The organism is Dyella sp. 2HG41-7 (assembly GCF_021390675.1).
Classification (GTDB): domain Bacteria; phylum Pseudomonadota; class Gammaproteobacteria; order Xanthomonadales; family Rhodanobacteraceae; genus Dyella_B.
This window is the reverse complement of sequence record NZ_JAJEJV010000004.1, coordinates 1,186,269-1,211,190: the sequence shown is the minus strand read 5'-3', so window position 1 is coordinate 1,211,190 and position 24,922 is coordinate 1,186,269. Positions and strand designations below refer to the sequence as shown.

General features: G+C 55.9%; 22 protein-coding genes. 20 read left to right on the top strand and 2 right to left on the bottom strand.

Features of this window, described 5'->3' with window-relative positions:
• Positions 1-29 precede the first annotated feature (29 nt).
• The 3 genes from L0U79_RS06690 to corA all read left to right on the top strand — a co-directional run bounded on the left by L0U79_RS06690 (position 30) and on the right by corA (position 3,311).
• Positions 30-869, top strand: coding sequence for a transporter associated domain-containing protein (locus tag L0U79_RS06690; RefSeq protein ID WP_233841097.1), 840 nt, complete (start codon positions 30-32; stop codon positions 867-869).
• 165 nt (positions 870-1,034) lie between these two features.
• A complete protein-coding gene (locus L0U79_RS06685) occupies positions 1,035-2,249 on the top strand; it encodes a DUF4105 domain-containing protein (RefSeq protein ID WP_233841096.1) in 1,215 nt (404 codons plus the stop codon).
• A gap of 42 nt (positions 2,250-2,291) precedes the next feature.
• On the top strand, positions 2,292-3,311 hold the full coding sequence (gene corA / locus L0U79_RS06680) for a magnesium/cobalt transporter CorA (protein WP_233841095.1): 1,020 nt from the start codon (positions 2,292-2,294) through the stop codon (positions 3,309-3,311).
• A gap of 85 nt (positions 3,312-3,396) precedes the next feature.
• On the opposite strand, the gene L0U79_RS06675 is transcribed toward corA, so the two are convergent.
• The gene (locus L0U79_RS06675) at positions 3,397-5,514 is read right to left on the bottom strand and encodes a S9 family peptidase (protein WP_233841094.1); all 2,118 of its coding nucleotides are present in this window, start codon (positions 5,512-5,514) and stop codon (positions 3,397-3,399) included.
• 504 nt (positions 5,515-6,018) lie between these two features.
• Between L0U79_RS06675 and L0U79_RS06670 the strand changes: the two genes are divergently transcribed.
• The 17 genes from L0U79_RS06670 (at position 6,019) to L0U79_RS06590 (ending at position 24,105) form a co-directional block, all read left to right on the top strand.
• Positions 6,019-6,459 carry a pilin gene (locus L0U79_RS06670; RefSeq protein WP_233841093.1) on the top strand — a complete coding sequence of 147 codons (441 nt, stop codon included), beginning with the start codon at positions 6,019-6,021 and terminating at the stop codon, positions 6,457-6,459.
• Between the two features lie 160 nt (positions 6,460-6,619).
• A complete protein-coding gene (locus L0U79_RS06665) occupies positions 6,620-7,054 on the top strand; it encodes a pilin (RefSeq protein ID WP_233841092.1) in 435 nt (144 codons plus the stop codon).
• 281 nt (positions 7,055-7,335) lie between these two features.
• Entirely contained in the window at positions 7,336-9,063 is a 1,728-nt protein-coding gene (locus L0U79_RS06660) for a hypothetical protein (protein ID WP_233841091.1), read from the top strand.
• A gap of 42 nt (positions 9,064-9,105) precedes the next feature.
• On the top strand, positions 9,106-11,214 hold the full coding sequence (locus tag L0U79_RS06655) for a hypothetical protein (protein ID WP_345778423.1): 2,109 nt from the start codon (positions 9,106-9,108) through the stop codon (positions 11,212-11,214).
• Between the two features lie 17 nt (positions 11,215-11,231).
• On the top strand, positions 11,232-12,341 hold the full coding sequence (gene gmd, locus L0U79_RS06650) for a GDP-mannose 4,6-dehydratase (protein ID WP_233841090.1): 1,110 nt from the start codon (positions 11,232-11,234) through the stop codon (positions 12,339-12,341).
• A gap of 3 nt (positions 12,342-12,344) precedes the next feature.
• Positions 12,345-13,328, top strand: a complete 984-nt coding sequence (locus L0U79_RS06645; protein WP_304488648.1) for an NAD-dependent epimerase/dehydratase family protein — start codon at positions 12,345-12,347, stop codon at positions 13,326-13,328.
• The gene (gene rfbF, locus L0U79_RS06640; RefSeq protein ID WP_233841089.1) at positions 13,325-14,095 is read left to right on the top strand and encodes a glucose-1-phosphate cytidylyltransferase; all 771 of its coding nucleotides are present in this window, start codon (positions 13,325-13,327) and stop codon (positions 14,093-14,095) included. The genes L0U79_RS06645 and rfbF overlap by 4 nt, the downstream gene beginning before the upstream one ends.
• Complete coding sequence (rfbG, locus tag L0U79_RS06635; RefSeq protein WP_233841088.1) at positions 14,086-15,180, top strand: CDP-glucose 4,6-dehydratase; 1,095 nt, start codon at positions 14,086-14,088, stop codon at positions 15,178-15,180. Before rfbF ends, rfbG begins: the two co-directional genes overlap by 10 nt.
• Positions 15,177-15,728, top strand: coding sequence for a dTDP-4-dehydrorhamnose 3,5-epimerase family protein (locus L0U79_RS06630; protein ID WP_233841087.1), 552 nt, complete (start codon positions 15,177-15,179; stop codon positions 15,726-15,728). Before rfbG ends, L0U79_RS06630 begins: the two co-directional genes overlap by 4 nt.
• Entirely contained in the window at positions 15,725-16,948 is a 1,224-nt protein-coding gene (locus tag L0U79_RS06625) for a class I SAM-dependent methyltransferase (RefSeq protein ID WP_233841086.1), read from the top strand. The genes L0U79_RS06630 and L0U79_RS06625 overlap by 4 nt, the downstream gene beginning before the upstream one ends.
• Entirely contained in the window at positions 16,945-18,069 is a 1,125-nt protein-coding gene (locus L0U79_RS06620; RefSeq protein ID WP_233841085.1) for a DegT/DnrJ/EryC1/StrS aminotransferase family protein, read from the top strand. The genes L0U79_RS06625 and L0U79_RS06620 overlap by 4 nt, the downstream gene beginning before the upstream one ends.
• Entirely contained in the window at positions 18,066-18,716 is a 651-nt protein-coding gene (locus L0U79_RS06615; protein ID WP_345778422.1) for a NeuD/PglB/VioB family sugar acetyltransferase, read from the top strand. The genes L0U79_RS06620 and L0U79_RS06615 overlap by 4 nt, the downstream gene beginning before the upstream one ends.
• The gene (locus L0U79_RS06610) at positions 18,713-19,552 is read left to right on the top strand and encodes a cephalosporin hydroxylase family protein (protein ID WP_233841084.1); all 840 of its coding nucleotides are present in this window, start codon (positions 18,713-18,715) and stop codon (positions 19,550-19,552) included. Before L0U79_RS06615 ends, L0U79_RS06610 begins: the two co-directional genes overlap by 4 nt.
• 28 nt (positions 19,553-19,580) lie before the next feature.
• Positions 19,581-21,080: an oligosaccharide flippase family protein gene (locus L0U79_RS06605; protein ID WP_345778421.1), complete on the top strand. Its 1,500-nt coding sequence runs from the start codon at positions 19,581-19,583 to the stop codon at positions 21,078-21,080.
• Positions 21,081-21,091: 11 nt separating this feature from the next.
• Positions 21,092-21,982 (top strand): glycosyltransferase family 2 protein, encoded by an 891-nt coding sequence (locus L0U79_RS06600; protein ID WP_233841082.1) that lies wholly within the window; start codon positions 21,092-21,094, stop codon positions 21,980-21,982.
• A gap of 29 nt (positions 21,983-22,011) precedes the next feature.
• Positions 22,012-23,124 (top strand): glycosyltransferase family 1 protein, encoded by a 1,113-nt coding sequence (locus tag L0U79_RS06595; protein ID WP_233841081.1) that lies wholly within the window; start codon positions 22,012-22,014, stop codon positions 23,122-23,124.
• Between the two features lie 6 nt (positions 23,125-23,130).
• Positions 23,131-24,105, top strand: a complete 975-nt coding sequence (locus L0U79_RS06590) for a GDP-mannose 4,6-dehydratase (RefSeq protein WP_233841080.1) — start codon at positions 23,131-23,133, stop codon at positions 24,103-24,105.
• A 10-nt stretch (positions 24,106-24,115) separates the two neighbouring features.
• Here the strand turns inward: L0U79_RS06590 and L0U79_RS06585 are convergent, their stop codons facing one another.
• Complete coding sequence (locus tag L0U79_RS06585) at positions 24,116-24,892, bottom strand: glycosyltransferase family 2 protein (protein ID WP_233841079.1); 777 nt, start codon at positions 24,890-24,892, stop codon at positions 24,116-24,118.
• Positions 24,893-24,922 lie beyond the last annotated feature (30 nt).

Below are 24,922 nucleotides of genomic sequence, written 5' to 3'. Positions count from 1 at the left end.
GCCCTGCATGGGCTGTCTTTTTAAGAGTAATGAACGAGGACCCTGGCAGTACCAGCGGCCCGGTCCACCGAACATGGTGGGATCGACTGGGCCATCTGTTTTCCGGCGAACCGCGCAACCGCGAAGAACTGATCGACGAGTTGCGGACCGCCCAGGCCAACGGCCTGCTTACAGCCGACACCCTTCCCATGCTGGAAGGCGCGCTGCGAGTTACCGAGCTCAATGTCGACGACGTGATGGTGCCCCGCGTACAGATCGTCATGATCGACGTGGACTCGCCGCTTCCCGATATCCTTGCCGCCGTGGTGGAATCCGGCCACTCGCGTTTCCCTGTGCACGGCGAAGACAAGGACGACATCCTGGGCATTCTGCTTGCCAAGGACCTGCTCAAGTATTTCGGCAACGGCCACGATTTCGATCTGCGCACGATCCTGCGCCCGGCGGTGCTGATTCCCGAATCGATGCGTCTGAATGTGTTGCTGGCGGAATTTCGCCGCAGCCGCAATCACATGGCGCTCGTGGTGGATGAATACGGCGGCGTCGCCGGCCTCGTCACCATCGAAGACGTGCTGGAAGAAATCGTCGGCGAAATCGACGACGAGCACGATGACGAGGAAGAACCCAACCTGGTGAGCGAGCAGTCCGACGGCGAATGGATCGTCGATGCGCTCACGCCGATTGCCGACTTCAACGAAGAAATCGGCGCCGCATTCTCTGACGAAGAATTCGACACCATCGGCGGCATGGTCACCTCCGAATTCGGCCACCTGCCGGAAGTGGGCGAACAGATCGGCATCGGCAACTTCGAATTCCAGGTCACGCAAGCCGATGATCGCCGCGTGCAGCAATTCCGCGTGGTCCGTCGGTAATCGCGCTCTTGCTCCCTCTCCCCTACGGGACGCGGGGAGCGGCCATGGATGGCCGCGTTCTGAGGAGCGAGGAAGAGGGTTGGGGTGAGGGGCCAACCTAGCGAACAAGCTCCCCACTTCGCACACATCCGCTACCCTAACGCGTCCCCCACCTTTGCCCATCCCATGACACTGGCCGGCCGCATCGCTCTCATCGCCCTGATCATCCTGTGCAGCGCTATCGCCCCCGCGCGCGCCAGCGTTGCCGAAGCTCCCGGCGAAAACCTCGACATCTCCCTGATCACCTACGGCCCCGGCGACATCTACTGGGAACGCTTCGGCCACGACGCCATCGAACTGCGCGACACGGTTAGCGGCGAAGAGATCGACTTCAACTACGGCGTCTTCAACTTCGACGAGAAAAACTTCTTCTTCAACTTCGCACGCGGTCGCATGCACTACCTGATCGATGCCGAAGTCACCACCGACGAAGAAAGTTTCTACCAACAAGCCGGACGCTCCATCACCAAGCAAAAGCTCGCGCTCACGCCGCAACAAGCGGCCGCATTGCGCGACTTCCTGTTCTGGAATCTCCGTCCCGAAAACGCCGTCTACAACTACGACTACTACGTCGACAACTGCACCACCCGCGTCCGCGACGCACTGGATCGCGCACTCGGCGGCGCCATCAAAGCACGCTTGACGCAATCGCCCGGCGGCATGACCTACCGTCAGCAAACCAATCGATTGATGAGCGCACAACCGTGGCTGATGCTGATTCTCGATCTCGGCCTTGGCCCGTATGCCGATCAACCGCTCAATGCTTGGCAAGAAAGTTTTCTGCCGGAAGAACTGCAAAAAAGCCTCCGCAATGTCGCCGTTCCCGACGGCCACGGCGGCACGCAGCCGCTCGTGCAAAACGAAGCGCGGCTGTCGCCCAACCGCCTCGACGTCCCACCCGTCGCTGCACCAGATTTGCGCATCCCGCTAGGCATTGCAGGCTTGATTTTCGCAGCGCTGATTGCGATTGCGTCGCGCCGCGCACGGCTTGCATTCGCGTTGCTATCAAGCCTCTATCTAATTCTCGCGGGCCTGGTCGGCATCGTGATGCTGATCCTCTGGACGCTCACCGCGCATCATTCCGCCTGGGCCAATGCAAACTTGCTGTTGTTCAATCCACTCGCTTTCTTGCTGGTGCGCACAACATGGCGCGCACACCACTACATCACGCCATCGCGTCTCGCCAATGGCGCCCTCATGGTGCAATTGATCGCATTGCTGGTCGCTTTGTTGGCGCATCTTCTGCCTGGTGTTGTCCAGCAAAATCAACCGTGGATTCTCTTTGCATTACCTATCTGGCTCGCGTTGGCATGGTCGCTTCGACAAACGACGCGAGCTTGACCTCGACGCAGCCTGCACACGTGCGCGTAGGATCATCACCCAATGCCCAAATCCAACACCGTCGCAGCGGCTCAAAATTCCACCGATAGCGCCATGGTCGTCAATTGCGTGGCTTATCGAACCGATGGAACACGCCTTCGCGACATCAGCATCGACGACATCAGCGAAGCGCTGAAAGAGGACGACACCTTCGTCTGGGTAGGTCTGCACGAACCCGATAGCGCGCTGCTATTGAAGCTGCAGGAAGAATTCAATCTGCACGACCTCGCGGTGGAAGACGCGCAACTGGCGCATCAGCGCACCAAAATCGAGACGTATGGCGATTCGCTTTTTATCGTGGTGCAAACCGCGCAATTGATAAACGGACATATCGCCTTTGGCGAAACGCACGTTTTTCTTGGGAAGCGCTATCTCATCACCGTTCGGCATGGCGCCTCGCTTTCCTATAAACCGGCGCGGCAAGCGTGCGAAAAGACGCCGGACTTACTAGCGCTGGGCCCGAGCTACGGCTTGTACAGCGTGCTCGATTACATCGTCGACAATCTGCTCCCTATCGTGCGCGAATTTCGTCAGGAACTGGAGGAGCTGGAAAAAGATATTTTTGCCGACACGTTCAACCGTCATACGGTGCGTCGCCTCTACGACATGCAGCGCGATTTGATGACATTACGCCTGGCGGCGGCGCCGATGCAGGACGTTATCAACCAGCTCGTACGCATGCACCCCGAGTTGATCCCGGACGAACTCCGCGTGTACTTCCGCGACGTATACGACCACGTTTTTCGCGTCAATGAGTCGATCAGCGCCATGCGGGAAATGCTCACCGCCGCGATCAACGTCAATTTATCGCTGGTCACGTTCGGCCAGAACGAAGTGATGAAGAAGCTCGCCGGTTGGGCCGCCATGTTGGCGGCGCCGACCTTGGTAACGAGTTGGTACGGCATGAACTTCACGCATATGCCGGAGCTCACCAAGCCTTGGGCCTATCCGACGATCATGGTCGTCGTAGCGGGCTTAGTCGGGCTGATCTATTTTTCGCTCAAACGCGCAAAATGGTTCTGACACCCGAGCGACTTTTCGCGAATTTGTTATCGACGGAACAAAGCGATGGCGCACATGCCGCCATCGCTCCGCCCACTACTGTCGATTAAGGCGATTTAGCAGGCGCGTCCTCGGCCGTCCATTTCTTCAACCACGCATTCACCGTCTCGTGCCACAACACGCTGTTTTGCGGTTTTATCACCCAATGATTTTCATCGGGGAAGGTGAGCAGCTCACTTGGAATGCCTTGACGCTGTAGCGCCGTAAATGCGCCCAGCCCTTGCGTGATCGGAATACGGAAGTCGTTACCGGAGTGCACCACGAGCATCGGCACACGCCAATCTTTCACGTGATTGACCGGATTGAATTTCTCGTAATTCTGCGGCACGTCGAATTGCGCACCACCGTTCTCCCGCTCTTCGAACCACAGCTCTTCGGTGGCGTAATACATCATTCGCGCATCGAATACGCCGTCGTGATCGACCAGGCATTTCCAAGGCTTATTCCAGACACCGGCGATCCAATACGTCATGTAGCCGCCGTAACTGGCGCCAAGCGCGCACGCGCGATCGCCATTCAGGAAGTGATATTTGTCCAGCGCCGCTTGCCAACCAAGCTTGAGATCGTCGAGTGGCTTGCCACCCCAATCGCCTGAAATGGAATCGGTGAACGCCTGGCCATAACCCGTCGAACCGTGGAAGTTGATCGTAACGACGGCGAAACCCTGGCCGGCGTAGGTTTGCGGATTCCAGCGATAGCTCCAATCGTTGCTCATCGCACCCTGCGGACCGCCGTGGATAATGAACGCCACCGGATATTTATGACCGGCTTTGTAGTCCACCGGCTTCACGACATAACCTTGCACCGTTTCGTTATTCCAACCTTTGAAGGTGAAGAACTCGGGCTCGCCCATCCGAACATTCTTCAAGCGCTCGGCGTTGAAGTGCGTCACTTGCTTCAGGTCTTTGCCTTGCGTCGTGGCGGTGTAGAGATCTGCCGGGCGCTTAAGGTCGTCCCTCGCCAACAAGATGCGCTTACCCGCAAGGGAATAGCTGCTTATGCTGCCGCTATCGACCAGCTTGTTTACCTTTCCATTGGCGACATCCACGGCGAACAGCGGATGTTGTCCGTTGTCATCGGCCGTGACAAACAAGGTTTTGCCATCCTCGCTTACCTGCATGCCACCCGCGGAACGATCCCACGAAGGATCGACTTCACGTGTCGCGCCCGTCGCAAGATCCAACGCCATGATGCCGAAGCGATCCGCTTCGAATCCCGGTGTTTTCATTGCAAGGTAATAAAGCGTTTTCCCATCCGGCGACGGCACGGGAGACGCGTCCCATGCCTTGTTAGCTTCGGTCAGATTCTGCGGCGCGGAAGAACCGTCGGCGGAAACCTTGTAGACATCGAAGTTGGTCGACCACGGCTCGCTATTTCCCGCGATACGCACATCGAAATAGACGGTATTGCCATCCGGTGAGAAAGCAAATTCGCTCTCGTCGCCGAACGGTTTGCTGGGAACGTCGCCATCGATGCCATGGCTGAGCAAGGTCGGCTCGACCGGCAGTTGTCCATCCGCACCGAAATGGGCGATGTACAACTGGCTGCGGCGGCCATCCGACCACGTATCCCAGTGGCGAACAAAAAGTTTCTGGTACACGGTTCCGGTGGTTTTATCTTTGGCGCGGCCGTCGAGCCGTTCCTTAGTGCACGCCAAATCGTTGCAATCGGTGAATACGGCATACGACAACAACACGCTCTTGCCATCGGGCGAGAGTTTGTAGGCATCGACATCCAAGGGACCATGACTTACTTGTGTCGGCGAGGACGCCGCTTGTAAATCGAGACCGTGCTTGCCGCTGGTGAAATCCAACCGCCACAACTGAGCGACACCATTGGCAGCCGCTACGTAATACAGGCTGTGACCATCCGGCGACCAGCGCGGCGACGATCCCTTCGCAACGACTTTGATCGGCTTTCCCGATTCGCCCAAGTCCTGCACATACAACGCGCTGACACCTTTGTTCGCCGCGTAATCGGTGCTGCGTACGCTAAACGCCGCATAGCGGGCATCCGCCGAAAGCTGCGGATCGCTGACCCGATCCATCATGACAAGATCATTGATACTGAATGGGTGGATCGAATGATCTTCCAGAGGCGTGCCGTTAGTGGCTGCCGATGCCATTGGCAACCCCAACAGCAATGCAGCGAACATTACTTTCATAGCGTCTCCCTTCAATGTTTTTTTGGCTCGGCGGATGCCCCGATTGGAGCACTGCCAACCTTGTCTATGCGCACGGAATTCGCAGGTCCCTACGCCCAGTGCACCATAGTCCCCAACGACGCTCCCGGCGGCAAGCCGGGTTTCACGGTGTTACCTGCTTAGTCACCTAAGCGTGTGTCTGCCAGCGGCAAGACTGACAAAAAACGTCACAGATGGACGCAAAAGAATCATCCACTTCCCGCTTGCCACGCGAATGTCCTTTGTGACAGGGATCGAGTCTTTTGCCCCGCGACTCAACCGCTTTCGTGATGCTTAACACATTACGAGCAAGGCCCTTGTTCAGGCCTTTTTGCAGGGCATCTTGTGGCATGTATAGTGCTTCGACTTCATCAGCTTCCTGGTCGTTCCTGACCATGATGAATGGGGCCGAGCCTGCCTAGGGGGTTTCGGGTTTAGGGCTCAGGGGGCATCTACGGTTAGCTAACCAAGTAAAAGGAACCATCCATGAAGACCATGCAAAAAGGTTTTACCCTGATCGAACTGATGATCGTGGTTGCGATCATCGCGATCCTGGCTGCGATCGCTATTCCGCAGTATCAGAACTACATCACCAAGGCTCAGTTTTCGGAAACTCAAACCATCGCTGACGGCCTGAAAACGCCGATCGTGGAGTACTACAACCAGACCGGTCAGTGCCCGAATAATGGCCAGGGCGGCATTTCGCTGGACACCAGCTACTTCGGCAAGTACGTTGCTACCGCAACCACCTCCGGTGGTGGCGGTCCGTGCGTGATCACGATGACCTTCAAGCCTTCGGGTTCGGTGTCTTCACCGCTGGTAGGTCAGAGCGTAACTTTCACTGGCACGAACAACGGCGGCACCTTCTCGTGGGTTTGCGCAGACGCAGCGCTTGATCAGAAGTACAAGCCTGCTGCTTGTAACTAATAGGTAGCACTCAGTAACTGCCTCTGTGCAATTGTTTTAATCCGAAGGGGCTCCAAATTCATGGAGCCCTTTCTTTTAGTACCTAAGTCTGTTTTGAACGGCTTCATGGCACGCCGGTTGCTCTGCTTTGATACATAGAAACGGGGGGTTTCTGCAAACCATGAAGATCCAAAAAGGATTCACGCTGATCGAACTGATGATTGTGGTGGCAATCATGGCAATTCTTGCTGCCATCGCCATCGCTATTTATCAAAACGCCACCGGCAAGGCACAATTGAGTGAAGCCGTTACTTTAGCCGATGGCCTGAAGACCGATGTGGCCGACTACTACAACCAGGCTGGCGTCTGCCCCACAGCCGGCAGCAACGGACTCAGCGCGGCAACAAGCTACAGCGGCAGATACGTTGCGCAGGTGAACGTGGCGCCGATCGCAGCCGGAGGCTGCGCGGTGACCGCCACCATGCGCAATGCCAGCGTCTCGCCTCGTTTGCAAGGCAAAACAGTCACACTCAGTATGAGCGTCAACAACGGCACAACCAACTGGCAGTGCACGAGCAACGCGGACATAGTCTATCTGCCGACGACCTGCCAATGAACGTTTAATCATCGACTTTGATCATCGCCGTAGCTGCGGCATCGGCCACCTAGTCCACGCCACTAAGGCCCATCATGCCGCTGCAACAACGTGCCTTGTTTTTCCTGGTTCTGCTGCTAATTGTTTGTACCGCACTTTATTGGCCTGCTCTGCACGGTCCATTTCTATTCGATGATTTTCCCAATCTCGCAGCATTGACCAGCATCGATCATGTTTCGAGCTGGCGCGACTTGGGCCTCTACCTGTCTCAGCCCCGTAGCTTCCCTGGCCGACCATTGGCCATGCTTAGTTTCTTGCTGCAGAAGTCGGCATGGCCCGATCATCCGATGCCGTTCCGCTTGGTGAATGTCGGCCTGCATTTGCTCAATGGCGTGCTGGTGTTTCTGCTTGTGCTGCGCCTCGCGCGCAACTACCTAGCGGACCATGCCGAAGACAAGCGTGCCTGGCTGGCCGCCTGTCTCGCAACGGCGGCATGGTTGCTCGACCCGATCCAGATATCGGGCGTTGTGCTCGTCGTGCAACGCATGACTCTTCTGATGGCGTTCTTTGTGCTGCTTGGTCTGCTGGCCTATCTGCGCGCCCTGTTGGCGACAAGCGAGCCACTGTGGCGCCGCGGCGCATGGTTGATGTTTGGTCTTGGCGCATGCATGGGGCTGGCCTTTCTCAGCAAGGAGAATGGAATCCTGTTGCCGCTGTATGCCTTGGTGCTCGATGCCACGGTGTTGCGCCAAGCCGTGCATCGACTGCCCCGCAAGCTTTTATGGCTACGCCGCTTGCTTATCTGGCCGCCAGTGTTGTTCGTGATCGGCTACTTGCTGTGGCAGATACCTGAACAGTGGGGTGTTCACGGATTCCGTGATTTCACCCTTGGTGAGCGTCTATTGACCGAGCCGCGTGCACTAGTCAGCTATCTCGGCAAAACGTTTCTGCCTCAATTCGGGCTTTACGGTCTATACCACGATAGTTTTGCCGTATCGCAGAATGTGTTCAGCCCGTGGACCACAGCTCCGTCCCTGCTCGCTCTTTTGGCCGCGCTGATGGTGAGCCTGGGTGGCATGCGTCGTTGGCCGTTGCTGTCAATGGCCATTCTCTGGTACCTCGGCGGTCAGTTGCTCGAAAGCTCCACGACGATGCTGGAGTTGTATTTCGAGCATCGCAATTACATGCCGTTGGTGGGTGTCATGGCGGCGATCGCCATCGGGATTGCACGGCAAGTTCCACAACGCAGGCGCGTTCTCCTACTTGTTTACGGCTTGTGGCTGCTGGCCTGCTGTTTCACGACAGCCCTCAGTGCCAGTGTCTATGCCTCCGCGGACCGTCTTGCTGCCACGTGGGCGCATAGTCAGCCGGACTCGATCCGCGCCCAAACGTTTCTGGCCCAGCAACTGTTGCAGCACGGCATGGTAAGCCAGTCCCTACAGGTGATCGAAACCATCGACGCTCGCCATCAAAACAACGCGGGTCTTGCGGAAAATCGTGTCTATTTGCTGTGCATGGAAGGTCAGCTGACGACCGCGGACGTGCAACGAATGGACGACGTCCTACGCGTGGCGCCATTCGATCGCAGCGGTTTTGAAAATGTGTCGACATTGCGCGAGCTTGCATCCGGCGGGCATTGTCCGGCATTTGACGATCAGGCATGGCTGCAAAGCGCCAACATCTTGCTAGACAACCCAGCTTATCGAAATGATGGCCTGGCCGCTGGATTTCTGCATTACCAAAAACATTTCTGGGCGGTGGCGCATGGCCAATTGGGTATGACCATCCAGGAACTAGACGAGACCTTTCGTAACGACCCCGATGCTGAAATTCCACGCCTGCAGGCCAAGTACTTGGCGAGCGCAGGATTGTACGGCCAAGCGATGGAAACGCTGCGCCGAGCGGACTACAGCCATCTACCGTTTTTACGGCACTTGCTAGTGGATGATCGAGCGATCAATACGGCCGACATCGCCGAAATCGAAAAAATGCGCGAAACGCCATCGTCCGGGACTAACAAAGCTCAATAACCGCATCACACGGCGTCGTGCGGCAGAATAGCAGCTCTCCCTTTGCGCCTGGACGACATGATCATCCTCCGTAAATTGTGCACGACATGCTGGCTGCTTCTCTTTGCGCTGCTGATCACGGCGACGGTCTACTGGCCAGGTCTTTCTGGCGGCTGGTTGTTCGACGACTATCCCAATATCGTCGACAACTCGGGGGTGCAGCCGCACGAGATAAGCGTGCCCGCAATATGGCGCGCCGCGCTTTCCTCGCCCGCAAGCGAATTCAAGCGACCGCTCGCTTCGCTGAGTTTCGCAGTGAACTACCTAATAGGTGGACTAGATCCCTGGACCTGGAAGTTATTCAACCTCGTCACACACCTGTTGAACGGAGTTCTGGTTTTCCTGCTGGCGCGAGCGTTAATACAAGCCATTGACCTCCCCGATCGCTCCCACCCAACAAGTACAGCTCGGGCTGTGCAAGCTGGCAAAGACTGGCAACTCGCGCGTGAGGGATGGCTTGCCGTGCTCATTGCAGCCGGTTGGATGCTATTGCCGATCAACTTGACCTCAGTGCTGTACGTCGTACAGCGCGAAGAGAGTTTGGCGAACGTGTTCGTTCTTTTGGGCCTGCTCTGCTACATGACGGGCCGGAGGCGCATGCTACACATTGGTGCTACGGAAAGTCATTTTTCCGAAAGTGTAAGTACACAAGAGCACGAATCACGCTCGACCGAAGCCGCGCAGACTTCTGCCAGCCGCAAAGACCCAGCACTGGGCGGATTGTGGCTGTGCTGCGCAAGCTTGATTCTGTGCACATCAATGGGATTGATGTTCAAGGAGACAGCGGTGATGTTGCCGCTGTATGCGTTCCTGATCGAATGGATTGTTTTCCGCCTGAAAACGTCGCTTACGAACAGAGCCAAGACCGATCGGCGCATTGCCGCCCTCTTTGTGTTCATGCTCCTGCTGCCGCTCATCGTCGGCTCGATATGGCTGCTACCCAGAGTGCTCAGCCCTGCCGGATGGGCCACGCACAGCTTCAACCCAGGCACTCGATTGCTGAGCGAAGCACGCATTCTCTGCGACTATCTCGTTTGGACATTGTTCCCTCTGCCGCATAACTTGTCGTTCTATCACGACGAGTTCATGGCTTCGACCGGTTTGCTGTCGCCGTGGACCACCCTAGCAGGCATCCTCTGCCTAGCTGTCCTGGTCGCACTCATGTTCACGCTGCGCCGCAAACAACCACTGCTCGCCCTTGGCATCGCCTTGTATCTGGGATGCCACTTGCTGACCGGCACTATCCTGCCGCTGGAACTGGTTTACGAGCATCGAAACTATTTCGCCAGCTTCGGACTGCTGCTGGCCGTTGTTCCCCTGCTCGCTGCCATGCCTACTGAAATGCGTGCATCGGCACACAAATCAGCAACGCCCTTACCAACCTGGTTACTCCGGGCTTTGCTCGCTTGCTTGGTGTTTTGGTGGGCCGCATCGACAGCAAACACCGCGTATGCTTGGGGGGATCCCCTGCGCCTCGCTCAAGAATTGGCATCGCGCGCCCCCGATTCCCCACGTGCTCAGTACGAGTTGGGTCGTACCTATATCATTTACTCGCACTACGATCCCGCTTCGCCTTATACGCAGCTGGCCTATGCGCCACTGGAACGGGCGGCTGCACTACCGCAGTCTTCGATCCTTCCGCAGCAGGCGCTGATATTCATGAATTCGCGCATGGGTCTGCCCCTCAAGGCCCAGTGGTGGGACAGCCTGATTGCCAAGCTCGGGGCAAGACCACCGGGCGTACAGGACGAAAGCTCGCTCGTTGCACTCGTCGAATGCGCTAGGGAAGGTGCCTGCTCCCTCCCTAGCGACCGCATGGTAAAGGCCTTCGAGACTGCTCTAGCCCACCCCACCCCGCGCCTTGAAGCCACATACAGCGACTACGCGTGGAACGTGCTTGACGACCATGCGCTGGGCTTACAAATGATCGAAGCAGCCGTTCAAGGGGCCCCCAGTGAACCCGCGTACCAGGTCACAATGATCCGCATGCTTACGGCGCAGGGGCAACGTCAAGAGGCGATTAAGGCACTGGATCGGCTACGCTTGTTCAATACGGGCGGCAGGCTGGATGGTCAATTGGACGAGCTCAGCAACCGCCTAGACTTGCACTAAGGCAAAAGAATTCCTCGATGAAGCGTGCACTGATTTCAGGCGTCACCGGCCAAGACGGGTCCTACTTGGCCGAATTCCTCTTGGCAAAAGGCTACGAGGTGCACGGCATCAAGCGCCGTGCTTCGTCCTTCAACACAGATCGCATCGACCATCTCTATCAGGATCCGCACGATCCGGAGCGCCGATTCTTTTTGCATTACGGCGACCTCACCGATGCCACCAACCTGATCCGCATCGTTCAGCAGGTCCAACCTGACGAGATCTACAACCTCGGCGCGCAAAGCCACGTGCAAGTGTCGTTCGAGACGGCCGAGTACACCGCAAATGCCGATGCTCTTGGATCTCTTCGCCTTCTGGAAGCTATTCGCATCCTCGGGCTTGAGGACAAGACCCGCTTCTACCAAGCTTCGACTTCGGAGCTGTATGGCTTAGTGCAAGAGAGTCCACAACGGGAAACCACTCCTTTTCACCCACGCTCGCCCTATGGTGTAGCCAAGCTCTACGCCTATTGGATTACCGTCAACTATCGCGAGTCCTATGGGATGTATGCCTGCAACGGCATCCTTTTCAACCACGAATCTCCCTCGCGCGGTGAAACGTTTGTAACGCGCAAAATTACCCGCGGACTGGCGCGTCTCCACCAAGGGCTCCAGCAATGCCTTCATCTTGGCAACCTCGACGCCCGGCGCGATTGGGGCCACGCGCGCGATTACGTCGAAGCGCAATGGCTCATGTTGCAGCAACCGAAAGCCGATGACTTCGTCATTGCAACGGGAGTCCAGCACACGGTTCGTGAATTCGTGGAACTCGCCGCTAAAGAAGTTGGCATCTCGCTCCGTTGGCAAGGTAAGGATGCCGAAGAAGAGGCCATCGTGGTCGACGCGCCGGCTGAATCCGCGGTTCATCCAGGCCAGCGCATCGTGGCGATTGACCCGCGCTACTATCGCCCCGCCGAAGTCGATACGCTGCTCGGCGATGCCAGCAAAGCGCGCGAGCGCCTCGGCTGGTCGCCCCGCATCGGTTTCCGCGAGATGGTTTCCGAGATGATGCGCTCTGATCTGGCATTGGCCCGTCGCGACGCGCTTATGCGCACCGCCGGCTTCCATGCTGCATCGGGACAGGACTAAGCCATGGACCTGCAACAAAGCCGAATCTACGTGGCCGGCCATCGCGGTCTGGTGGGCGGTGCGATCGTCCGTCACCTGACATCTCTGGGTGCGCGCAATCTGATCCTGCGCTCACACCGCGAACTGGATCTTTCCAATCAGGCCGCCGTTGACGAATTTTTCGCTGCCAAGCGACCGGACTATGTTTTCCTGGCCGCGGCGAAGGTCGGCGGCATCCATGCCAACAGCACCTACCCGGCCGAATTTATCCGCGACAATCTAGCTATCCAGACCAATGTCATCCATTCGGCGTGGAAACATCGCGCGAAGAAACTTCTCTTTCTCGGGTCTTCGTGTATTTATCCGCGTGACTGCCCTCAGCCCATCAAAGAAGAGTACCTGTTGACCGGGCCACTGGAGTCCACCAACGAGCCCTATGCAATCGCGAAAATCGCGGGCCTGCGGATGTGCCAGGCGTATCGTCGGGAGCATGGTTTCGACGCCATCGTGACCATGCCGACCAACCTTTACGGTCCCGGCGACAACTATCATCCAGAGAATGCGCATGTCATCCCAGCATTGATCCGGCGCTTTCATGAGTCAAAGCTGTCGAACGCATCCGATATCAATATCTGGGGAAGCGGCAAACCATTGCGTGAATTCCTGTATGTCGACGATCTCGCCCGGGCGCTGGTCCTTCTGATGGAGCATTACAGCGGCGAAGAAATGGTCAATGTTGGATCTGGCATTGAAGTCAGCATCGCGACATTGGCGCATGCGATTTCTAACGTCGTCGGATATGAAGGAAAAATCATGTTCGACCACAGCAAGCCAGATGGAACGCCACGCAAACTGCTGGATTGCAGCCGCATGCGTGCATTGCTCGGACCGACCGTCATGACCGCTCTCGAAGACGGCCTAACGAAAACGTACGTCGATTTCCGCGACAACGTCTTGAACGCACAACGTGACATGCACCCAGACCTTGCGCAGGATGCCGAAAAATGAAAGCTGTCATTCTCGCGGGCGGTCTGGGCACGAGGATTAGCGAAGAATCCACGGTCCGCCCCAAGCCCATGATCGAAATCGGCGGCAAGCCGGTGCTGTGGCACATTTTAAAAATGTACTCCCATCATGGCATCAATGACTTCATTGTTTGCCTTGGCTACAAGGGGTACATGATCAAGGAGTATTTCTCCAACTACTTTCTGCACACATCCGACATCACGTTCGACCTGTCAAAAAATCAAATGCACGTGCATCATCGCCATGCAGAACCATGGCGCATCACACTGGTCGATACCGGCGAGCTGACCCAGACCGGGGGACGACTGAAGAGAGTGAGCGAATTTCTCGACGACGAGACATTCTGCTTCACCTACGGCGATGGTCTATCGGACATCGACATTCAAAGCGAACTCGCTTTCCATCGCTCGCAAGGAACGCTAGCCACGGTATGCGCCGTGCAGCCACCGGGACGATTCGGCGCTCTTGATCTTGTCGGTAACCGCATTACCCGATTCAGCGAAAAACCACTGGGCGACGGCTCATGGATCAATGGCGGTTTCTTCGTGCTTGAACCCGGAGTTTTGAACTACATCGCTGGCGATGACACCACGTGGGAACGAGACCCCTTGGAATTGCTCGCCCATGACCATCAGCTGTCCGCCTACATCCACGACGGCTTCTGGCAGCCAATGGATACGCTGCGCGACAAGATTAAGCTGGAAGAACTCTGGGAAACGGGCAAGGCGCCTTGGAAGGTATGGCCTTGAACCTATTCGATGGCACCTATTCCGGGCGTCGGGTATTAGTCACCGGCCATACCGGGTTCAAGGGCTCATGGTTGGTGATGTGGTTGCGTGCGCTGGGTGCGCACGTCGCGGGGCTCGCATTGGATCCGGACACCGATCCATCGCATTGGCGCCTGCTTGGCTTGAACGATGTCGCCGACCATCGGGTGGACCTGCGCGATGCCAACGGCCTCGCCGGGGTGTTCGACGCCCATCACCCGGAAATTGTGTTCCATCTTGCCGCGCAACCTTTGGTTCGGCGCAGCTACCGCGCCCCCACCGCTACGTTCGATACCAACGTGATGGGTCTGGTCAATCTATTTCAGGCCGTTCGCCATTGCGATTCCGTGCGCGTGCTGGTCAATGCGACCACCGACAAGGTCTACGCCGACCATGCGAATCCTGACGGATATCGAGAAAACGATCCGCTCGGTGGACACGATCCGTATAGCACCTCCAAGGCATGCGCCGAGCTTGTCTCGGACTGCTACCGCAAGAGCTTTTTCGCGGCGGAAGGCGCTGGAGAATTTCCCGTCCGCGTCGCTACGGCAAGAGCCGGCAACGTGATCGGCGGTGGCGATTGGGCCGAAGATCGGCTGGTTCCGGACCTCGTTCGCGCCGCCGCCGCAAATAGCGCGCTTATGATTCGAAATCCTGCAGCGATTCGCCCTTGGCAGCATGTGTTAGAACCACTTTCAGGCTACTTGCGCCTTGGACAGTTGCTCTGGAGCGATGCCGGCTTCGAGGGCCCATGGAACTTTGGCCCTGATGTTACCGATGAGATCAGCGTCGGCGCCCTCGTTGCACAACTCGGTACGCACTGGCCTGCATTGCGTACTGAACCCGATCGAGCATGGCATCCGCATGAAGCAAAGGTTTTGCGCCTCAATTGCGATAAGGCGCGACAACAACTTGCGTGGCGACCTGTCTGGAATCTTGGTAGAGCGCTAGACAAAACGGCCACCTGGTATCGCGCCTACTACGAAGCCGGACGCATCGAAAGTGAACGCGATCTGGCCACCTACGTCGAGGAAGCTCGCCGCATCCATTTGGAGTGGGCAGCGTGACGATTTACCCCACACCGCTTGATGGTTTGTACGAAATTCACGCGACGCCCGTCGACGATGCTCGCGGCCGTTTCACGCGTCTGTTCTGCGAACAGGAGCTCGCGCCGATACGTCCGGGCCTGCATTTTACGCAAATTAATCTTTCCGACACGCGCACGCGTGGGACATTGCGCGGCCTGCACTATCAGATTCCGCCTGCCGCGGAAGCGAAGCTCATTCGCTGCCTGCATGGACGCGTCTTCGATGTTGCCGTTGACCTGCGCAAGAGCTCGCCCACCTTCCTGCACTGGCATGCCTTCGAACTCGCAGCCGACAATGACCGCGCGGTATTCATCCCAGAGGGTTTTGCCCACGGATTTCAAGCGCTGACCGACGGGGCACAACTCCTTTACATGCACACTATGCCCTGGACCCCCTCCTGCGAAGCCGGGCTGCGTCACGACGACCCGCGCCTTGCGATTACATGGCCGCTGGGGGTATCAGCCATCTCCGAACGGGATTCGGGCTATGCGTTGCTCGATGAAGCATTCTTCGGGATCAGCCTATGAAGTGCCGCTTTTGCCAGACCATGCTGCACGATACGTTCCTCGATCTCGGTAGCGCACCGCCGTCGAACGCTTTTCTCAATGCCAATGAACTGAATGCACCGGAGTTGCACTTCCCTCTTCGTCTTTTCACATGCGCCGAGTGCCATCTGGTGCAAGTGGACGAAGTGCAGAAACACGATGCATTGTTCTCCAGTGACTACGTCTACTTCTCTTCGTACTCCCGTACCTGGCTGGCGCACGCCGAGAACTATGTCAATCGCGCTGTGGAGCGGCTGAATCTAGGTTCGAAAAGCCTGGTCATGGAAATCGCATCGAACGATGGTTATCTGCTGCAGTACGTCAAAGCGCTCGGTATCCCTTGTGTCGGCATCGAACCCACTGCGAGCACAGCGACCGCTGCGCGCAAGCGCGGTATCGAGACGCTGGATCACTTCTTCGGCAAACGCTTCGCGCTGGATTACACGGCGACGCGAGGCCAAGCCGACCTTGTGATCGCCAACAACGTACTGGCGCATGTACCAGACCTCAATGACTTCGTCGCAGGACTTGGCGTCGTGCTTTCGGTACAGGGCGTGATCACTGTCGAATTTCCACATCTGCTGCAACTGGTTGCGCAGCGACAGTTCGATACCGTCTATCACGAACACTTTTCGTATTTCTCGTTCCACACCGTGCAACGGATTTTCTCCAGCCACGGATTGCGCATCTGGGATGTTGAGGAACTACCAACGCACGGCGGCTCGCTGCGTCTGTGGGCCTGCCACGACAATGCCTCACGCACCGAAACGCCTGCCGTCGCCACTCTGCTGGCCAAGGAACGCTTCGCCGGTATGTTGGAGATCGACTATTACCATGGCTTCCAGCCGCTGGCTGACGCTATCAAGAACTCATTTCTGGCCTTCCTGCTTGAAAGCAAGCGCTCCGGCAAACAGGTGGTTGGCTATGGAGCCGCAGCGAAGGGCAATACTTTGCTCAACTACGCCGGTGTTCGTTCCGATCTGCTTAATTACGTCGTAGATGCCTCCCCGCACAAACAGGGACGCCATCTTCCCGGTTCCCGCATTGCCGTAGTCGCGGAATCGCATATCCGAGATACTCAACCTGATTTCGTGGTCATTCTGCCTTGGAATCTGCGCGATGAAATCACAGAACAACTTGACTATATCCGCGACTGGGGCGGAAGGTTCATCACAGCAATCCCGCAATTGGTCGTGTCATGAATGATCTTCGCAAAAGCCGGATCTACTACACCAAGCCGTCTATCACGGAACTTGAGAGTCGTTACGCAGCAGATGCTGCGACAAACGGCTGGGGTGAACGCTGTTATGAATATATCGAGCGCTTCGAAGACCTTTTCCGGCAACACCTGGGGGTTCGCCACGCCATTGCGACGTCGAGTGGCACTGGTGCATTGCACATGGGAATGGCAGGACTTGGCATCGGTGCTGGCGACGAGATCATACTCGGTGATATCAATTGGATAGCTTCCGCCGCTCCTATCGCTCACCTCGGCGCAAAACCCGTCTTGGTTGATGTGCTGCCGGACACATGGTGCTTGGATCCTGCGTCGGTGGAGGCCGCGATCACTCCGCAAACAAAGGCGATTCTTGCCGTTCACCTCTACGGCAATCTTTGCGACATGGATTCGTTGGCCACCATTGCTCGCAAACATAATTTGTATCTTATCGAGGACGCCGCCGAAGCGATCGGCTCTGTGTGGCATGGTCAACGCGCCGGCTCCATGGGCACCTTTAGCGCATTCTCATTTCACGGCACCAAGACCGTCACCACTGGTGAAGGTGGGATCTTCGTCACCAATGACGACTCGTTGTACGAGCGCGTACTGACGCTGTCAAATCACGGCCGTGCGCGCGGCGACAAGCGGCAATTCTGGCCGGAGCGAATCGGATTTAAGTTCAAGATGTCAAATCTGCAAGCCGCAATCGGTTGCGCACAAATGGAGCGTATCGAGGACTTGATTGCTGCCAAACGCAGAATATTCGAGTACTACCGCGACACATTCGCCAACCTACCGTTGTCTATGAATCCTGAGCCTCTTGGTACCGTCAACGGCTATTGGATGCCCACGATTGCCGTAGACGAACGTGTAACGTTCGACCGTAGTGCACTGCTGGACATCTTCAAAGCTGACAACATCGACGGTCGTGTATTTTTTTGGCCGCTTTCGTCACTGGGTTTGTTCGATGCTCAACCTTCTCACCATGTCAGCTACTCGCTTTCACGTCGAGCTCTGAACCTGCCCAGTTATCACGACCTTTCGGACGCCGACTTGGCGCGGGTCTGCGCACATGTCACTCACGTGCTCGGAGCAGCACGATGATGTCGGTCATCTTCTGGGGAGCTACTGGGCAGGCGAAGGTACTGCGAGAAGCGCTCCCCGCCGACCGCGCGAGACTCGTAGCGCTGTTTGACAATCGAAACATCCAATCACCATTCGAAGACGTACCCATTTTCCATGGCGAACCAGGATTTCTCGATTGGGAGCAAACTAGCCCCGGCCATCACCAAATCCATGCTTGCGTAGCAATCGGTGGATCCCAGGGAGAGGATCGGCTATCACGCACGCATTGGCTCAGAGGCCGAGGCTACGCCCCTCTCACAATCGTACATGCTCGCGCCTTCGTAGCAGGTGATGTGCAAGTCGGAAACGGCTGCCAGATTCTAGCGATGAGTGCAGTATGCGCGGGCGCACAACTTGGCGAAGCAGTCATCGTCAACACCAACGCTTCCGTTGATCATGATTGCGTCATCGGCGATGGCGTGCATATCGCCCCTGGCGCGACGCTCGCCGGCGAGGTAATGGTAGACAAATTCGCATTCATCGGAACTGGAGCCGTCATTCTCCCGCGTATCCGAATTGGGGCGCATGCAATAATCGGTGCAGGCGCCGTAGTAACCCGGGACGTTGTGGCTGGAACAACTGTCACAGGCTGCCCTGCGCGACCGTATTTCAAGGATCAAAAATGACCACCCATGAGAACCTCGGCACTGACGCAGTATTCGAGTTCGAAAACTCGGTTTCGCGCAATATTGAGGCGCTCAGTCGAGATACCAATCTTGCAAAGAAATCGCACGACTGGTTGTTGAATACACTTCCGCATCACTATTCTTATAACTTTCGCTGGTTAGGTCGGCCGATAATCCAGTACCCGCAAGATATGGTCGCTCTGCAGGAGTTGATTTGGGGAGTTAAACCTGACCTCGTCATTGAAACCGGCATTGCGCACGGCGGCTCGTTGATTCTGAGTGCTTCGATGCTTGCGTTGCTGGACTATTGCGATGCGGTCGAGACGGGTCAGGTGCTCGATCCGAAATCGCCGCGGCGTCGCGTGCTCGGCATCGACATCGACATCCGCGCACACAATCGAGCGGCTATCGAGGCGCACCCGATGGCACATCGGATCAGCATGATCCAAGGATCCTCCATCGCTCCAGAAACTATTGAGAAGGTTTATGCCGCAACTGCTGATCACCAGCGTGTGCTGGTGATCTTGGACTCCAACCACACCCATGAACATGTCTTGGCTGAACTTGAGGCCTACGCGCCCTTGGTCAGTCCCAATAGCTACTGCGTTGTGTTCGATACCGTGGTTGAAGATCTTCCAGACACAATGTACCCCGATCGCCCCTGGGGAAAGGGGAACAATCCCAAGACTGCGGTGTGGGAATATTTGCGGCGACTGAAACAAGAGGGACATCACGCCGCTGATGGCGCGAGGCTCGACTTCGAACTTGATTCGACTTTGGAAAGCAAGTTGTTGATTACGGTGGCTCCCGATGGCTTCTTACGCCGTCTCGGTTGACGGTCTGACACTCTTGCAAAATTAAACTGTGCAGACGCGGCATATCCGAAGCAACCTGCTTGCCAACCTGTTCGGACAGGGCTGGTCGGCACTGATGGCACTGGTCTTCGTACCCTTCTATCTCCATTTCATAGGTGCCTCAGGATTCGGTCTCATCGGATTCTTCATAACCCTGAGCGCCTTGCTGGTGATCATGGACGGCGGCTTAGGGGCAACCGTCACTCGCGAGGCCGTTGCCTATCCGGCCAGTACAGGGGCAGACCGCCAGAATTTAGCCGACATGCTTCGCACCGTCGAAGTGCTGTTCCTGCTTATCGCGGTTGTGGTCGGGGTCGGCTTGGTTTTACTGGCGCCAACACTTGCCGACTCATGGCTCCACGTGCCAAAGGAAAAATATGCCGATATCAGCCGTGGCTTGATCCTTGCCGGCATCGCCATCGCGTTGCAATTCCCATTGGCTTTCTACATCGGCTGCTGGATAGGATTGCAGCGACAAGTCAGCTTAAACATAATTAATTCGGTGTCGACGACTTGTAGGGGCGTCGGCGCAATATTATTGCTTTGGCTATATTCGCCAACGGTCACGGTCTTCTTTGCCTGGCAGTGCGTGGCTAGTGCTCTGACTTTGGTTTGTTTTCATGTGACGGTTTGGAAGTCTCTGGACTCTCCCAAAGCGCGATTCCGGCTGCAGTCAATCCACAGCACCGGCAGGTTCACCGTAAGTGTCGGACTCATCAACGTGTTGGGTCTGATCCTCACTCAACTCGACAAGGTCATACTGTCTCGTTTATTGCCGTTGGAATCTTTCGGCTATTACATGATCGCTTGGTCGGCTGGCACCTTGACGTTGCGAGCGACCGGACCGGTATTCAATACCTACTATCCGAGAATTGCACAGCTCGCCGATGGGCATGGCAGCAAATCAGACCTTCAAGAAACCTATCTACAGGCGGCGAGCCTTTTGTCAGTCGCTGTAGTGCCTACAACGCTCGTACTGGCCTTTTTCGGGCATGCACTGCTGCTCGCATGGACCGGCAACCAGATCGCAGCCAGTTCTGCGAGTGTGCCTTTGACTCTGATTTCCATTGGAACTATGTGCAATGCATTCATGCACCTACCCTATGCATTGCAACTCGCTCACAAAAAGACCCGACTTACACTAATCCAGAATTTGATCGCTGCCGCGCTGTTTCCGATCCTGACCATAACCTTGACGAGGCAGTACGGCTTGCAGGGCGCGGCATGGCCGTGGATGTTATTGAACTTGGGGTACATGCTGTTTTCGGCCCCGCTAGCCTATGGAAAGCTTCTGGATCCGGCGAGGAGGCCCTGGTATCTAAAGTGCGTACTGGCGCCCATAACCTTGGCAAGCGTGGTGGTGGTGCCACTGTTCGCATGCTCTATCCGGCTAAACGCCACCATTGAACAAGTTTTTCTCGCTGCGATTGCATTCGCCGTATCAGTCGCAGCCTGCATTTGGAACGCAGGCTGGAAGCAGGTTTCGAGTTTATGGCTAAAAGATGATTGAAACGGTGCCGCATGTCTAAAGATCGAAAAAATCGCGTAGCGATCGGCATGCCTGTATTCAATGGCGAAAAAACCGTGGCTGCCGCCATTGAATCGCTTTTACAGCAATCATTTTCTGACTTCCAACTGATCGTTTCAGACAATGCATCCACGGATGCCACGTCCGAGATATGCAACGAACTCGCTAGGGAAGACTCTCGCATCTTCTACTTCAGGCAGGCTATCAATATCGGCGCAGAGGCGAACTTCGACTTTGTCCTACAGGCAGCCGATTCCGAATATTTCATGTGGGCCGCCGCGGATGACGTGCGCTCGCGCGATTTTCTGGCACTGTGTGTCAGCTATCTGGATAGCAACTCCGGATATATCGGATCAACTTGCCCGACTCGATTCGAGGGAATGGAACCCGACCCGATTCGCATGGGGGACAGAACGCTTTGCGATGACGATGTAAATGAAAACATAATCGCGTTTTTTGAAGATTGGCACGCCAACGGCAGGTTTTATTCATTGTTTCGTCGAAAGGAGCTTGGCTTCTGGTTGCATCAGCCCAAACATTTTCTCGGAGCCGATTGGGCATTGATCGTGCAACTGCTCAAGATCGGTAAATTCTGCCGCCTAGACTACGGTCATGTGGAACTTGGCCGACACGGCGCCAGCAATCAGCTGAAAATCTTTTCCAGATATCGCACTGGCTTTGTGCACTGGTTTGTTCCGTTTCTGGACTTGTCACGCATCGCGATGAAATCGGCACAGGCCGCGAACAGGAGACAGAAGCTCCTGCTTATGTGGAGACTTTGTCGTTTAAATTTTCGCGCCGCAAGAAAACAAATCCTGCATGAAACAAGACTCAAGTTCTCCGAAATCCAGCGCAGCATCAAGACGCGAATGCGGCACGCTTGAGGGCACAGCATGAATAGAACCTCATCATCATGAAGATAATCTACGACCATCAGATTTTTATTCGGCAGAAGTATGGCGGTATTTCTCGATATTTTTTTGAGCTGGCAAGCCGGATTTCATCGACGCAAGGCAACTCTACCGATATTTTCGCGCCGCTGCATATCAACGCTTATCTGGAAAACGGTCCTCAATCGTTATGTCGAGGAGTTCGCCTCTCGAAATTCCGCGGCTCGACTGTCGCGCTTGATCTTTTCGACATCATCGCCGGAACCGCCTCGATCAAGCGCCGTAAGGGCATAGACATCGTTCACCAGACTTATTATGCCTCGACGAGCTATGCGCCAAAACGATCAAAACGCGTACTGACTGCCTTCGATATGATCCACGAACGCTTTCCGGAGTCATTCAGTGATGAAGGAAGGACTACAGCGATGAAGCAGGTCGCACTGCGCAACGCCGATCATGTCATTTGCATTTCCGAGAACACGCGGCGCGACTTGATTGAACTTTTCCAGGTGCCCGAGCATAGGACTTCCGTCGTCTACCTCGGTCATTCGCTGATTGGAAAGACAGCAGTGGATGATAAGTTCCATTTGCCGGGCAACAAGCCCTATTTGCTATACGTCGGAAATCGCGATGGATACAAAAATTTTGCAAATCTGATCCGCGCATACAGCCAATCACCGGAATTGGAAAAGTCTTTCGCAATGGTCTTCTTTGGTGGCGGCGGATTTACCGATGAAGAGCAGAGATCAATGCGGTCGCTTGGAATATCGACTGAGGATGTCCACCATGTCGAAGGCAACGATCAGGTGCTTGCAAACCTTTATTCCGGCGCTGTCGCGTTTATCTATCCATCCTTGTATGAAGGGTTTGGCATACCGCCCCTTGAGGCCATGGCCCTTGGCTGTCCAGTAATATGCTCTGGCACCAGCTCGCTTCCCGAAGTTGTTGGTGACGCGGCCGAACTTTTCAATCCGCACGATCCGAACGATATTTGCGAGGCGATCGAGCGGGTGGTTTCGTCCCAACAGCGATCATCTATCCTGATCGCGCGGGGGTATCAGAGAGTCAAGCAATTTTCCTGGGAAAAGTGCGCCCTCGAAACGCTTAATCAATACAAACGACTTGCTGAGGCTTGAACCTCCATGAAGCGCGCTCTTATATGCGGAGTAAGTGGCCAGGACGGAAGTTACCTGGCGAGACTATTGATTTCGAAGGGTTATGAAGTCTTCGGGAGCTCGCGCGACGCGCAGATGGAAGGTTTCAACAATCTAAGGGCGCTGGGTATAAAAGATGAAATGAGCCTCTTATCGATCGCCACCACTGATTTCAGAAATGTTCTGCAAGCTATTTCCCAAGTGGCTCCAGATGAGATTTACAACTTGGCCGGGCAGAGTTCCGTTGCCATGTCGTTTGAACAACCGCTGCAAACGATGGAAAGCATCGGCATATCAACGTTGAATTTTCTCGAAGCCATCCGCTTTACCGGGGCCAAGACGAAGTTTTACAACGCCGGGTCAAGCGAATGTTTCGGGGCTGCCGCCGCTCAACCTTGTGATGAAGGCACCCCCTTTCGCCCTCGGAGCCCTTACGCCGTCGCTAAAGCCGCTGCTTTCTGGTCGGTAGCCAATTATCGCGAAGCATATGGCCTGCACGCCTGCACTGGAATCTTGTTCAACCACGAATCGCCGCTGCGCCCCGAACGCTTCGTCACTCGAAAAATCATTTCGACAGCGGCGAGAATTGCATCCGGAAGCGAGGAAAAATTGCATTTGGGCAATCTTTCGATATCGCGCGATTGGGGCTGGGCGCCCGAATACGTCGAGGCGATGTGGATGATGATGCAGTTGGACGACGCGCAAGATCTGGTGATCGCCACGGGCCATACTTGCACCCTGGAGGAGTTCGTCAGTGCCGCCTTCGCATCGGTGGGACTTTGCTGGCGCGATCATGTCGTCACAGACGAAAAATTGTTCCGCCCGACCGACTTGACTGAAAGCAGGGCCAATCCGGCTATGGCGCACAAGCTGCTCGGATGGCGCGCTAAGAGTGCCATGCTTGATGTTGTCCACAGGATGATGGAAGCAGAGCTCGACAGACCAGGAACGATCAATCACTGAGTACCAGCGTTCAAGTCAGTCCAACTTCGTGAATCCATGCGCGCAATCGACGATAGGGTATATACAGCGACCAATACACGCGCAGGATGCCGCGCAGCAAGCGCGATTGTGCATACCTTTCATTGACCCGCTTCTCCTCTTGCATGCGCCTGCGCACTGCCGGCCAATCGAGGCGGCTACTGATACCTCCATCACTCATACAGCTCAAGACGGGCGCCTCATAAGTTATTAGGCGCGCGCCATTGCGCAAGGCTCTGAGGATGTGTTCGTAGTCCATACAGACCTTGAAGCTGGTATCAAAACTGCCAATGCGCCGAAACAACTCATTCCGCACTAGCATACCCTGATGACACATCCCCATTTTGAAGTTGGTCATGTAGCTTACCGGCTTGGGCCGCACCAATCTGTAGCTCGATTCCGTTCCGAAGAAAACCGGAAACACGGCAACATCGGCATTAAGCGTGATCTTGTTTAAAGCTTGCGCCAGCACCCCGGGGTCCGCCAAACAGTCGTCCGCATGAATGAATATCACCCATTCTCCGGTTGCGCGCGCCACACCCTTGTTCATTGCATCCGCGATGCCACCATCGGGCTCCGAACACCAATATGCTAGTCCGGCATCATGTTCACGCAGTATGTCCACCGTGCCATCTTGCGATCCGCCATCGATCACGATGTGCTCAATAGACACACCTGTCTGGCTTGCCACGCTGAGCAAACATTTCTTTATGGATGCACAGGCATTGTAAGTCGCAGTAATGACAGATATGTCTGGAATCGTGGACATCGATGATTATTCCAAGCTACTCGCGAGTAT